This is a genomic window from Alkalicella caledoniensis (assembly GCF_014467015.1).
In the GTDB taxonomy this organism is placed as follows: Bacteria; Bacillota; Proteinivoracia; order Proteinivoracales; family Proteinivoracaceae; genus Alkalicella; species Alkalicella caledoniensis.
This window is the reverse complement of record NZ_CP058559.1, coordinates 2,246,395-2,259,588: the sequence shown is the minus strand read 5'-3', so window position 1 is coordinate 2,259,588 and position 13,194 is coordinate 2,246,395. Positions and strand designations below refer to the sequence as shown.

At 36.3% G+C, this 13,194-nt stretch carries 9 protein-coding genes and 1 other annotated feature; of the genes, 3 read left to right on the top strand and 6 right to left on the bottom strand.

The window, feature by feature from the left end:
* Nucleotides 1–78: 78 nt before the first annotated feature.
* Both HYG86_RS11135 and HYG86_RS11130 read right to left on the bottom strand, forming a co-directional pair.
* On the bottom strand, nt 79–1,230 hold the full coding sequence (locus HYG86_RS11135; RefSeq protein ID WP_213165642.1) for an iron-containing alcohol dehydrogenase: 1,152 nt from the start codon (nt 1,228–1,230) through the stop codon (nt 79–81).
* Between the two features lie 347 nt (nt 1,231–1,577).
* The gene (locus tag HYG86_RS11130) at nt 1,578–1,874 is read right to left on the bottom strand and encodes a YerC/YecD family TrpR-related protein (RefSeq protein ID WP_213165641.1); all 297 of its coding nucleotides are present in this window, start codon (nt 1,872–1,874) and stop codon (nt 1,578–1,580) included.
* A gap of 233 nt (nt 1,875–2,107) precedes the next feature.
* Nucleotides 2,108–2,326, top strand: a binding site (T-box leader).
* A gap of 619 nt (nt 2,327–2,945) precedes the next feature.
* Here HYG86_RS11130 and trpS point away from each other — a divergent pair.
* Nucleotides 2,946–3,932 (top strand): tryptophan--tRNA ligase, encoded by a 987-nt coding sequence (gene trpS, locus HYG86_RS11125; RefSeq protein ID WP_213165640.1) that lies wholly within the window; start codon nt 2,946–2,948, stop codon nt 3,930–3,932.
* A 49-nt stretch (nt 3,933–3,981) separates the two neighbouring features.
* On the opposite strand, the gene HYG86_RS11120 is transcribed toward trpS, so the two are convergent.
* Together HYG86_RS11120 and HYG86_RS11115 are read right to left on the bottom strand one after the other, a co-directional pair.
* Complete coding sequence (locus HYG86_RS11120) at nt 3,982–4,329, bottom strand: ATP-binding protein (RefSeq protein WP_213165639.1); 348 nt, start codon at nt 4,327–4,329, stop codon at nt 3,982–3,984.
* 15 nt (nt 4,330–4,344) lie between these two features.
* Complete coding sequence (locus HYG86_RS11115) at nt 4,345–5,598, bottom strand: DUF1576 domain-containing protein (RefSeq protein WP_213165638.1); 1,254 nt, start codon at nt 5,596–5,598, stop codon at nt 4,345–4,347.
* A gap of 157 nt (nt 5,599–5,755) precedes the next feature.
* Here HYG86_RS11115 and HYG86_RS11110 point away from each other — a divergent pair, with 157 nt between their 5' ends.
* The gene (locus tag HYG86_RS11110) at nt 5,756–7,015 is read left to right on the top strand and encodes an MFS transporter (protein ID WP_213165637.1); all 1,260 of its coding nucleotides are present in this window, start codon (nt 5,756–5,758) and stop codon (nt 7,013–7,015) included.
* Between the two features lie 123 nt (nt 7,016–7,138).
* Nucleotides 7,139–7,561, top strand: a complete 423-nt coding sequence (locus tag HYG86_RS11105; RefSeq protein WP_213165636.1) for a ferritin-like domain-containing protein — start codon at nt 7,139–7,141, stop codon at nt 7,559–7,561.
* A 32-nt stretch (nt 7,562–7,593) separates the two neighbouring features.
* Here the strand turns inward: HYG86_RS11105 and HYG86_RS11100 are convergent, their stop codons facing one another.
* On the bottom strand, nt 7,594–10,665 hold the full coding sequence (locus HYG86_RS11100; RefSeq protein ID WP_213165635.1) for a GNAT family N-acetyltransferase: 3,072 nt from the start codon (nt 10,663–10,665) through the stop codon (nt 7,594–7,596).
* Nucleotides 10,666–10,990: 325 nt separating this feature from the next.
* Nucleotides 10,991–12,946: an endonuclease MutS2 gene (locus HYG86_RS11095; protein WP_213165634.1), complete on the bottom strand. Its 1,956-nt coding sequence runs from the start codon at nt 12,944–12,946 to the stop codon at nt 10,991–10,993.
* Nucleotides 12,947–13,194: the final 248 nt, after the last annotated feature.

The following is a 13,194-nucleotide window of genomic DNA, read 5'->3' as shown; positions in this document are numbered from 1 at the left end:
GTTGTGGATGTATGGTGAAAATAACAAAAAGCTGCGAGGGGGGAGCATCCCTCACAGCTTTTTATTGGCACTAAAAACTTACATAGCGCTTCTGAATATATCAATAACTTGTTGTAATGTGGCAGTACGTGGGTTTGTAAGCTGGCAAGCATCTAGTTTAGCGTTTGTTGCCATGACTTCAAAGTCTTCTTCTTTTACACCTAGCTCTGCAAGGCCAGATGGTATGCCTATGGAGCTAGAAAGTTTTTTAATTGAGTCAATTGCCTTTTGAGCAGCATCTGGCACTGAAAGTCCATCTACATTTTCACCCATGGCAATTGCCACATCCCTTAGCCTGTCAGCACATCCTATTAAGTTAAATTGTTCAACATGTGGTAATAATATGGCGTTACATACTCCATGAGGCAAGTTATAGAATCCACCTAATTGGTGGGCCATGGAATGAACATATCCTAGGGAAGCATTGTTAAATGCCATACCCGCTAAGAATTGTGCACTGGCCATTTGATCCCTAGCCTCCATGTCTGCACCGTTGGCTACTGCTTTAGGTAAGTACTTAGTAATCATCTTAACTGCCATAAGAGCAGCTGAGTCCGTTAGTGGAGTTGCAGCTGTTGAAACATAAGCTTCAATTGCATGGGTTAATGCGTCCATACCTGTAGCTGCCGTTAACGCCGGAGGCATTCCTGCCATCAATTCAGGGTCGTTTATTGATACGTGTGGTGTTACACGCCAATCTACAATTGCCATTTTTACTTTACGGCTGGTGTCAGTTATAATACAAAAACGAGTCATTTCAGAAGCTGTTCCAGCAGTGGTGTTTACTGCTATGTATGGAACCATTGGATTAGATGATTGATCAACACCTTCATAGTCATGGATCTTTCCACCGTTTGCAGCTAAAAGACCGATACCCTTTGCACAGTCATGGGATGAGCCTCCACCTAAGGATACTAAGGCATTACAGTTTTCTTCAGTCCAAACATTAAAGCCTGAGTCTACATTATTATCAGTTGGGTTTGGTTCAGCTCCACCATAAACAACAACTTCTAAACCGGCTTCTTCGATAAGATTTTTAACTTTCTCAGCCATACCCATCTTTACTAAACCCTCATCTGTGACGATCAATACTTTACTTCCACCTAATGTTTTAACTTTTGCACCTACCTCGTTAACACTACCTGCACCAAATAAGTTAACCGTTGGAATAAAATACGCACTGGTTGTCATAAAAAACCCTCCTTAGTAAATTTTAATTAGATTTTTATTAGATTCTTATTAAAACATACTGACCCTTTTTTAAGGAAAAATAAAACTCACCTCCTATTAGACACTCTCCCTTTAAGAACAGGCTAGTATATCTTTCTATACTCTATAAAAGCAATTTCTGTGCCAACTTAATGTTTTATCTAAGAACGCGCTAAATTTGTGTGAATTTTTTAACTTATTTAAACTGTTAGATTATAGAACACCTGGGCTTAAAAAAATACTATTCCAAAATGGAGCATTGCTCCATTTTGGTATAGTATTTTTAAAAAACATATAAAATAGCCCCCAATAAGATAAAAAAAAGAGGATTATTCCTCTTTTTCAAGTCTAGCTAATATTATATTGTACCCGCCTTCTCCGTATTCTAAGCATCTTTTAACTCTACTTATGGTAGCGGTACTGGCACCAGTTGCTTCTTCTATCTTGTGATAGGTATGACCATTTTTTAACATGCGAGCAACTTCTAGCCTTTGTGCTAAGGACTTTACTTCATTTACTGTACATAGGTCCTCAAAAAATCTATAGCACTCGTCAACATCCTGTAACTTTAGAATCCCTTCGAACATTTGGTTAATATGTTCCTTACCTAATTTCTCTAGGTGCAAGGGATTTCACCTCCCTACAAGTTGGATTGTTTTTCACTTTACTAATTCAACACCATGCTCTTCTTTTCCTGCAATTATTTGCTTTTTTTTATATAATAACTATATTTGTAATTATTACGTAATTATTTAGCATTTTAGTATAGTATAACCCTTAAATTACTTAAAAATTTCTTTTTATAATTATACTTAAATATTTGACTTAACTTTGGTTTTAAGCTATAATTTTTTTAATATTCAAAGCGTTGACTAAGATTAGTAGGTTTAGCTTGCTGCTACAGAGAGTCCATGATTGGTGGGACATGGACATAAGGAGCTTTCCCGAATGGACTTGTGAGTGTTTAGCTGAAATCTAAGTAGGCTAAAACGGTTATCCTCCGTTATAGGATTCAAGGGGGTGTGTGTTTATACACCAACTAGAGTGGTACCGCGGAGTATATCCCTTCGTCTCTAATTTTTTTAGAGATGTGGGGATTTTTTTGTTAGCAGTTAGCGGAAAGTGGAAAGACTTTAGTTATTAGTTATTAGTTATTGTACATAATATTTCTTTTCTAATCTGTAGTATGCTTTTAATCTCTCTTAAAAATCAGTGTAATCCGTGTCAATTTGTTTTAATTTAGCCTTTAGCCCCTAGCCTTTTAGCTTTTAGATCATATAGATCATGTAGATCTGTGGCAAAAGGTTTTAAGTTTTTAGCTTTAATTTTCTAATTATTAGCACAGTGTACATAATTATTGCTTTGCCAAATCTGTGGTAGGCCTTTAATCTCTTTTTAAATCAGTGTAATCCGTGTCCATATGTTTTGACTTAGCCTTTAGCTTTTAGATCATATAGATCATGTAGATCATGTAGATCTGTGGCCAAAAGGTTTTAAGTTTTTTAGCTTTAGTTTTCTAATTATTAGCACAGTGTACATAATTCTCTTTGCTAATCTGTGGTAGGTTTAATCTCTTTTATCATCTGTGTTATCCGTGTCAATATGTTTTGATTTTCCCTTTTATCTGCAAACTTAGAAAGTCGGGCAGGTACAAAGCCCTGCCATACAGTCATTATAAATTTAAGGAGGTAGTATTTATGGATAAAAAAGTTGTTTTTAGTGGTGCTCAACCCACCGGGAGTTTGACCTTAGGAAATTATATAGGGGCTGTACAGAACTGGAAAGCTTTAGAAGATGATTACCAGTGCCTCTACTCTATAGTTGACTTACATTCCCTGACAGTTAAAAACGACCCTAAAGAATTTAGAAAAACATGTCTATCTTTTTTAGCACAGTACTTAGCCTGTGGTTTAGATCCAAAGAAGAATATCATTTTCTTCCAATCCCATGTACCACAACATACTGAGTTAACATGGATTTTGAGTTGCAATACCTATATGGGTGAACTTAATAGAATGACTCAGTTCAAAGATAAATCTGCAAAGCAGACTACAAATATCAATTCTGGGCTTTTCACCTATCCAGTATTAATGGCTGCTGATATTCTTCTATATCAAGCTAATTTGGTCCCTGTAGGTGAAGACCAAAAACAACATTTAGAGCTTTCTAGGGATATTGCCACAAGATTCAACAATTCATACGGAGAAGTTTTCGCCATACCAGAAGTTCATACACCTAAAGTAGGAGCTAGGATTATGAGTTTACAAGAGCCCGAGAGCAAAATGTCTAAGTCTGATGAAAATCAAAATGGTACTATCTTTTTACTGGATAGTGAGAAAGATATCATAAAGAAGTTTAAACGTGCCGTAACCGATAGTGAAGGTGTAGTTCAATATAGAGATGAACAGCCAGGAGTCAAAAACTTAATTACCATATACTCAAAGCTATCTGGCATGAGCATCGAAGACGTTGTTACAAAGTATGACGGCAAAGGGTATGGTGCACTTAAGACTGAAATAGGCGAACTAGCTGTAGATTCATTGAAACCTTTCAAGGAAAAATATGAAGAGTACATGAACAATCAAGACTATTTGGTTGATGTTTACACCCAGGGAGCTCAAAGGGCTAAGGCCTTAGCCGAGTTTACCATGAAAAAAGTTAAAGATAGCATAGGTTTGGTGTAAAATTTCTAGGAAAAGCATAAAAAATAAGAGACTCTTCGGTGAGAGTCTCTTATTTTTTATATCTTATGACAGTAACTTTAGTTCCTTTATTAATTTCACTTTCCACTTTTGCTTCATCAATGAGCATACCTACAATATTGAGACCTGAAGCTGTCATACTGTTTCCCGCAAGGCCACCATAATAGTCTTCAAGTTCATCTCTCCTTGGCTGGTTAAGGAGTTCATAAACTTTCTGAACTGTTTCTTCATCCATACCCTTTCCGTCATCTTGGACAATAATTATGGTTTTACCAGCACGTCTATTTACACTTACATTTACATCTTCTGCTTCTGCATTTAGTGAGTTTGAAATGAGTTCCTTTACTATACCTTGAATTTTCTTTTTTTCAGATTTCAAGTAGTATCCCCTCCTTTACTTATCTCCTTTAAATCCATTTATTAGAGCTACAAAAATGGTTGCCACAAGACCACCTGCAAAACCATTGTTGTAAAGGTTTAATCCTCCGTGAAGTATACCTACATTTGAAACTATTGATAAATGCACGAATCCTGCTAAAACACCTATAATTGGACCGAACTGGCCTGAAAGGGGTGCCAGTGTTGTACCAAAAAGTGCTGCTAATAGTGCCCCTGGGGCGTTTGGTTCGAAAATGGAGAATACAGTTCCTAACCAAACACCACCCATGACTGGAATAATGTTAAAAATGTGCTTACCGAAGGCTGCAAAACCAACCATTGTTAACAGCCCTCCCACACTTGCTCCGTTGTAATGACCTGAGACTAGTTCAATATATCCGGAGCCCACAAGGCCAACAAGTCCCATGTTTATAAGGGTACTCCCAAATCCACCTAGTACTACAAAATCTGTTATCAAAGTGCCTGGGTGTTTTAAAATCTCTGAATAATCTTTAACCTTGCCTTTGTTAAATATAATCCCAAGTAAAACCATACTTAGAAAAATGGGTATAAAAATCTGGCGCATTAGAGGATTAAACTCAGTTCCCCATATTACTATTATATCACTATTGAATCCATAGCTTCTAAATAAATTGGTAAATAATAGTCCCACAAAACCAGCAGTAAAACCGATGTTATAGATATTGTACCCTTCATGGGCCCTTAACAAGTGACTGGCTAAAGGTGGAACAATAATACCTGCCAGTGTACCCACTACTATACTAACAGGTACGCCCCAGCCAAAACCATAGGCTACTTGTGTCACCAATGGTGCTAGGGCTGTTCCAAACAGTGCTGGGTAAATATATGTTTTAAATGCTTGACCCTTAATACGACTGTAAATAAATACACCTAAAATAACAGGTAAAATTGACCAGATATTCTTACCAAAAAAACCGAAACCAACCATTGTAAAGATAGCAGCAATGGGTGGACCATTAAAGGCAATCTTATTTATTTTGAGCAGTATAAAACCTATAACTCCTACCACTGCACCGTTAACTAGTGTAGCTCCAACCCCTCCTACCACCATATAATCAGTTATTAACATACCTGGTGTTGTAAAAATATTTATAAGGCCTCGAAATAACTCTTGGGGAGTTTGTAAAAGTACCCCTACTACAATTAACGTCAGTAAGTAAAACGCAATTACAAATTCTTTTGCTTTATCGTCAACAACCACATAATCAAAACTCCATAATTTTTTCATTCCCCGAAAGACTCCTCTGCATTTTTTATTTAATTATATCAGATAATACACATGTACAAAACACCTTTACTTAAGAGTTAAAAAACTATAAACTATACTAGGGTATACTAATCAAGAAGGCGAGGTGAACACCTGTCTGATAACGGCAGGTTTTTTTATGGAAATAGCAAAATATAATAGAACTAAATGGACCATATGGTCAGTATTGGTACTAGCCTTTGTCATTGTGTTCTTTCATCGTTATTCAACTGCTGTAGTGGCAGAAGACCTTGCGTCCGAACTTAATTTAACAGGTACACAGCTTAGCAATCTGGCCTCAATGTATTTTTGGGCATATGCAGCCATGCAAATACCCTATGGTATTATGATAGACCATATTGGCCCTAGGAAAACCATTAGTATGGGCATGCTCCTTGCTGGAATAGGATCAATAATCTTTAGCTTTGCCCCTAATATTCTTATTGCATATGTAGGTAGATTATTAGTTGGTGTAGGCGTTGCAGGTGTTTTCGTATCCATACTTAAAATTCAAGCTGTTTGGTACAAAAGGGAAGAGTTCCCTATGATATCTGGTTGGACTTCCCTAGTGGGTAATTTCGGTGGAGTATTAGCTACTACACCCCTAGCTTTCTTAGTTCTAGCTGTGGGTTGGAGATATTCATTTGTACTTATAGGTATAATCTCACTGTTCTTCTACGCTCTGATTTTAATTTTTGTTAAAGACCATCCCAGGGATATAGGATTTCCCTCCCCAAATGGCGATGCTCCAAAAAGTGATTTGCCATTCTGGCATGGTTTACTAGAAGTTATAAAGAATAAACACACTTGGCCAAACTTTTTTATATTGTTTACACTTATGGGTACCATCACTTCTTTTTCGGGTCTTTGGGGTATACCTTATTTAATGCATATATATGAGTTGCCCAGAAGCGTTGCTTCTAACTATGTTCTACTGTTAACTGTGGGGATAATGGTTGGTTCAGTAATAATGGGGGGTATAGCTAAAAGGATAGGAAAAATTAAAACAGTTATACTAGGTGGAGGCTCTATCTTTACAATAATCTGGTTTTACATAATAGTAATTACAGGTGGTCAGCCTCCATTGTGGCAACTTCCCTTCTTATATTTGTCCCTTGGGATTACAGCAGTATCCTTTATCTTATCATTCACCAATGTAAAAGAAGTTAACAACCCGCATCTCTCAGGGACCGCAACTAGTGTAGCAAATGTAGGCGGTTTCTTAGGTGGTGCTATACTTAATATTTTTGTGGGATTTGTACTTGATTTAAACTGGGGAGGCGAACTAGTAAATGGAGCAAGGGTCTATTCACTTGTTGCTTACAGATTAGCATTTACAGTGTTTTTAGCCATGGGGATCATAGCTTTACTTGCCACTTTATTACAAAAAGAAGCTTAAGTTGTCGGGGAGGCACATATTAATTAGCCTTTTAATTAATGTATGCCTCCCTTTTTCTCGCATTATTTATAAACCTCTGGGGGAAATTATATATGGTGATAATTTAAAAAGGAGGTTTTGCATTTGGAATTAGATTTAGTTATTGAAAACAAGATTGGTGTTACTAAGGGCACTGGTCTTGAAGAGGATGTTAAGGCTAACATCGATGGTGAAAATTTTGAGATTGGTTGGTACTTAGCAGTAGCTAGGCAAGCCCAACGGGAAGGGTATCCTGAGATTGGAGAAGTTCTTAAGACTATAGCTTGGGAAGAAGCGGCCCATGCTGCAAGGTTTATTGAACTTAATGGTGACATCTCAACTATTACTAAAGACAATCTCGAAACTGCCCTTAGGGGTGAAGTTAAGTCTAATAACATGAAAAGAGAAAGTGCTCTTAAAGCTAAACAACTGGAAAATGACCCTGCTCACGACGTATTTGATGAGGCAGCAAAGGATGAAGCACGTCATGCTAGAGCTTTAGAAGGTATGCTAGAGAGATATTATTAAAAATTTAGAGGAGTCCAGATGGACTCCTCTTTTTAGAATTTTAACTCCATAAGATCCTTCAATGCCAGCTCATTTATTCTTTGATCTGTAAGTACGAAGAAGTTTGGTTTGAATTTTACGGTTTCGCCGTTTTTAATGGCATATTTAGGAAAGTCTAGTATAAAGATAACTTCCTGATTTGTTGAGACCATCAATTGCCTTTCCCTATGGTCAGAAATATAGTGGACTAAATTCTTTTCTTTACTCGACTCAACTGAAACCGATGAAAGTGCTGTTCCATCAAAGGCATTGGATCCTGCTTTACTAGTTACCCACTCACCAGAGGTATTCTTATACTTATGGAAGCAAGTCTTGATATGGTCATTTGGCTTAAAGAAGTAAGAGTGCATCCAATCACCTTCTATATATGCCCCTGTATTTTGCTCTATTTCTACTAGCTGGCATAAAACAGGTGAACCAGGAAGCATTAGATAGTACTGATGGAAGGTTAAGCCTTTGAATCTCTCGTGTTCGGTTACCTTGACAGTGATTTTTATACCTTCCCATTGGTTATAGAATTGATCATTTATTTGGGTAAAACTCACGTTAATTGTCTCCTTCATGGCAGTTCGTAAAAGAAGTCCTTCTGGCGTACTATATAGGCCTCCTTGCCATGGGTTCCACCAAGACTTAGGACCAACTTTGGGGAAGGTATTGTCTAGCCATTCTTTACCTTTAAACTGTAAAGAGTAGAGATTTGGTCCGTATGCGGGAGAAGTTTTTATTTGTAGAACCCCATTATCTGCCACATAGACCATCTGCCCTTGTTCTTCTATAACACTGGTGTTAATAGTATTTTTGCCTTTCCTAAATACTACACTCTCTTTCTCTAATCTATAACTTGATAAATCTATAATAGAAGTAACATAATCTATCTCTTTGCTTGATTTCAATTGAAACTCAATAAACTTTTTCTTATCATCTGGACTTACTTTCTCTTTTTTAACATTACCGTTTATTCCCACTGAGATTTCACCATCTAAGGGTGAAGTCTTTTTTTCTTCCACAGATACATTGATGATATCGTCAACAAAGGGATTCCCACCATTTACCCTTAAGGTAATATGCTCTATAGGATTTTGATAATCTATAGAATCTTCCTGCTTTGCAAAGGCTCTGAATTCTTGCCATGTGGAAAATGCCCCTACTGATATATAAATAGGTTTAGTTACCACCTTATCTCCCACACCAATTTTCCCTAAACTTGTTGTTAACATCAAGTGCCAACCTTTGAACTCCACCTCGTATTCCTCTGGCCATGCCAATCCCCTTGGTATGGTTCTTGACTTTGCAAACAGCCAGTTCTCATTTAAGTCTTTGCTTTCCCAATATCCTAATTCGGCACCTATGGAATCGTGTAGTTCAACAATGCCAGAAGCTAATGGTATCACTGCACCTTCCATGTTATGCATTACAGGTAATGCTAAGGAGAGCTCTTCGTCTGATTCATAACCTTTGTTTATTATTTCATAGTTAGATGCCAAAAGACCATTGGATAATAGTTCATGTATTGTTTTTACTTGAATTCCTTTCTTTTTATCTGATTGTAGTATATACTCTAACACCGCAGACCCATTTTTCTTATAGAATTTTATGTCTGTTGGTTTTTTCTTAGCAAATTCATCAAAAAACGGTTTTCCAATTCTAGGTGGCATATGAGCTGTAATAAAGCCATCATTCACTTGTCTAGTTGGTGTCTGCCAGTTATCCATTTTTTCTAACTTCACTACAAACTTGTCGTTATAAATCTCCCAGTAGTGCTCTGTTTCTCCATAGAATTGGGCATTTAAACCTTTAAAAGCGTAACCTATTTTTTTAGTAAATGTAATTATATCACCGTTTTTAAGGGTAACCCTAACTTCCAATTTGGGGTAATAAAAACCAAAGCCCTTAAGAGTATAGTTAATAGGGATAGAAGTTCTATCTTTAGGTTCTAAAGTTATTTTAAAATGTTTTTGATGTAGATCAACAAAGTGCGATTCTGGTAGATCAAATTCAAACTCTGCTGCCTCGTCAAATTTGTTTTGTATATCCAGATAAAACTCTCCCTGTTTATTTATATAACACATTTCCTTGCTACCTTTAAAAACAAGTTTTGCTGGAAACTCGGGAACAATACCTATTTGGAACAATGCTTGTTTTCCATTTATTTTGATCTTTGCAGCTACTGTAGGGTGGGTTTTAAAGTTACTTTGCTCCTCTTGAACTTCTCCTACGGTAAAGTTATTGCTAATTATTACTTCTGTTGATACTTCTTGGGAGGCAATAAATGTATTATCAATGTTTTTATCCTTGTATCCCTCTATTTCAATACTCAATGGTCTTCCACTTTTATTGACCACTTTATATTCAACTTGATATTTTCTACCGAACACCAAGTTCATTTTTTCTACAGTTGCACAAACTAGGTAGTCGTCAGTCTCTATTAGCCTTAGACCCCTTCCCCTTCTTTCGAACTGAACTCTAAGATTTATGTCTCCTTTTATCCACGAGTATTGATAGTATTCAAAACTATTTTCTTTTTCTCCATCAGGTTTAACTTCGATGATCCTAGTACTGTCGTTATACCAATCAATATGTTGAAAGTAGTCTTTTATAGCCTGTGTCTTTAGCACAGTTGGAATCAGGTTAAGTAAGTGGGTAGACTCATCCATATCCTCCCAGAAGAATCCACATTTTTTGTATAAGGGAACAGCTTTAGTGTTACCTGGCCATGTGAATAGGTCAAGTCTTGGCCAGCCTAGTTCTATTGTTCTATTTAGTGCAGCTAGTAATAGTTCTTTTCCTATCTTTTTGCCGTGGTGGGTAGGTCTTACATTTAATAATGGTATATACATGGTGTTTTCATCAAATCTATATTCTGAAAGGCTGCAATATCCCACAGCCTTTTCCCCTTCCATGGCTATAAATAAATTCGTATTTTCTGAGTTTGATTCCGAGCGGTGCACATCCTCTGCGGTCCTAACTGTATCTCCACCGCCCCACCCTTCATGGCTTGCATTCCACATGTCTGCAACTTCTTGCGCAATTCCTCTATGGTATTCAATTATTTTAATATCAACCATTTGTTCTTCCTCCCTTTATTTCATTGAATCATGTCATTCATTTTTTACAAGATTATAAGTCAATCACCTTAATTATCATCATCTTTATCCCCCTCTCTTGAAAATATAAAAGCCATGGGTCTACAAAACCCATGGCTTTTCTTGATTTTTTAGATCCCCCTAATAATCCTAGAGATATCCCATAAGAAAGGCAAGGTTTTGTTTTAGCTTTACAACTTCATTTACTAACATATCCTTACCTCCTTACAACTTTTATTTTTCTTCTATAAGTTTAATTTATTTCTTTAAAACTGTCAAAGGATTTCATAAATTGTTAATAATTAGTTTAGTTTTCTTTGCCTTCCTTTATTATCCTTATGGTGTCACCGGTGTATTTTCTGTTCATATCATGGTCTAACTTTCGATTTTCTTTTGATTTAAAAACTATATCAAGATCATATCCTTCTGGGTACAGTTCTTTTGCTTCTATATGAAGCCTTAGGCGTTTTTTATTAATTTTAAATTTCTTCTTCATTATCATAACACCTAAATCCCCCTTACTGTTTTCCAGTTCGCAGATTATGCCAGTTCTATCCATTGTAGGTATATATACACTATCTCCTAGGTCAAAAGAGTGTTCTATGGTAACTTTATCTACCTGTTTTTTATACAACTGTTGCTTGTTTTTACTATTAACTAAATCCATATGACTTTTTATAATTTCATCTTCAATGGGATTACTTTCCTCAAATTCAATATCATACTCTCTATCTTCTTTATATATTAGATTATGGGCTCTTCTTACTAGTTCTTTTTTCATGCCAAGCCTTAATGCAATTAAAAACCCGTTACTTTCTCCCGCTACCCCAATACTTAGTTTATACAATGGTTTAAGGGTACTGATGTCAAAACCCATTGACCCATTTTCAAAACCTGGGTGTTCTTGGGCAAATGTTTTTATTTCACTATAGTGGGTAGTGGCAACTGTTGTGGCCCCCGAGTTGTGTAGTTCTTCTAGTATTGCCATGGCTAACCCTGATCCTTCAGAAGGATCAGTTCCAGTACCGACCTCATCTATTAGGATTAGGGTGTCTTTTTCAGCACAACCTAGTATACCAATGATGTTTCTAATATGGGATGAAAAGGTACTTAAAGATTGTTCTATACTTTGACCATCACCTATGTCAGTAAGAACATCTAAAAACACTGACAGTTGGCTGTCTTCACTGGCAGGTACATGTAGGCCAGCTTGAGCCATTAGTGTTAAAAGCCCTATGGTTTTAAGAACTACAGTTTTCCCCCCTGTATTGGGTCCTGTTATTATAAGTGATCTGAAGGTATCGCCAATAGTGAAGTCTAGTGGTACTGCTTCATCTCCAAGGAGTGGATGTCTTCCCTCTTTTATATTGATTTTATTACAATCATTTATATAAATTGGGTTACCTTTTATACTTTGAGAATATCTTGCTTTAGCAAAGAGGAAGTCGTATGTTTCTAAGGTCTCAACTATTATTTTGATTTCTTGTTGGTGCATCTCCACTTGAACTGTTAGCTTAGATAAAATTATATACAATTCCTTTTCTTCTTCCACCCTTAGTGTGTTAAGTTCATCATGAAGTCTTTTTACTGCTTCAGGCTCTACAAAGAGGGTTGATCCTGTTCTTGATGAGTCTAGCACATTACCCTCAAAGCTGTTTTTGTATTGCTGCTTTACAGGTATTACATAACGTCCTTCTCTAGTACTAATTATTTTTTCTTGCAGATGCGGACTATGAATAGAAGATGTTAGAAAACTTTGTAGTTTTGCTTTTATTCTTTCCTCCACCACGTTTTTCTTTTTACGAATTTTATTTAGAGTGGGGGATGCTTTATCAAGTACCCTGCCGTTACCTATACTATTTAGGATTTCATTTTGTAATCCAGATAAATCTGCCATGGAGTATACATAGCCACTTACTATTGGGGCAACTACTTCCATTTCTCTCATAAAGGTCTTCATCTGCCTTACTCCACTTAGCAATTCCCCTATGGCAGTAAAGTCTTCTGGGTTAAGGCAGTTGTTTTTCCCTATTTTTACATATACTTTTTCAAAGCCATCTAGACCATTTAGTGGTACTCTAGATTTTTTGTTGAGTATTGCTTTTGCTTGGGTTGTTTCTTGTATTTGCATTTTAATCCCTTCTAGGTTTATTTGAGGTCTTAGTTTTTCTACCCTTCTCTTACCTAACGATGAATGGGCAAACTCTTTTAATGTTTCAATAATTTTATAGTACTCTAAGTTATTCAATGTTTTTTCATTCATTTCTAACATGAGCCTCCTTGTTTTTTAAGTTTATAGCTTATGCTACATTGTGATTTTATCTTTACTGACATATTACATCACACTCCTTTTTATACCCCATAATCTCCAGTTGTCATTCCTTAATTGACAATGTTTTCAGTAGTTAAATCCGAACTCCCTAACAAGTTTTTTAATTGCTTTTTATCCAATTTCCCAGTTTTGTTTTGTGGTAAAGGTGGTACTAAAATTTGTACATAAAAACAAAACGG

Bases quoted from the DNA above. Each gene is read 5' to 3' on its own strand.
- trpS (WP_213165640.1), top strand. From the start codon at position 2,946: ATGGATAAAAAAGTTGTTTTTAGTGGTGCTCAACCCACCGGGAGTTTG.
- HYG86_RS11115 (WP_213165638.1), bottom strand. From the start codon at position 5,598: ATGAAAAAATTATGGAGTTTTGATTATGTGGTTGTTGACGATAAAGCA.
- HYG86_RS11110 (WP_213165637.1), top strand. From the start codon at position 5,756: ATGGAAATAGCAAAATATAATAGAACTAAATGGACCATATGGTCAGTA.
- HYG86_RS11095 (WP_213165634.1), bottom strand. From the start codon at position 12,946: ATGAATGAAAAAACATTGAATAACTTAGAGTACTATAAAATTATTGAA.
- HYG86_RS11135 (WP_213165642.1), bottom strand. From the start codon at position 1,230: ATGACAACCAGTGCGTATTTTATTCCAACGGTTAACTTATTTGGTGCA.
- HYG86_RS11100 (WP_213165635.1), bottom strand. From the start codon at position 10,665: ATGGTTGATATTAAAATAATTGAATACCATAGAGGAATTGCGCAAGAA.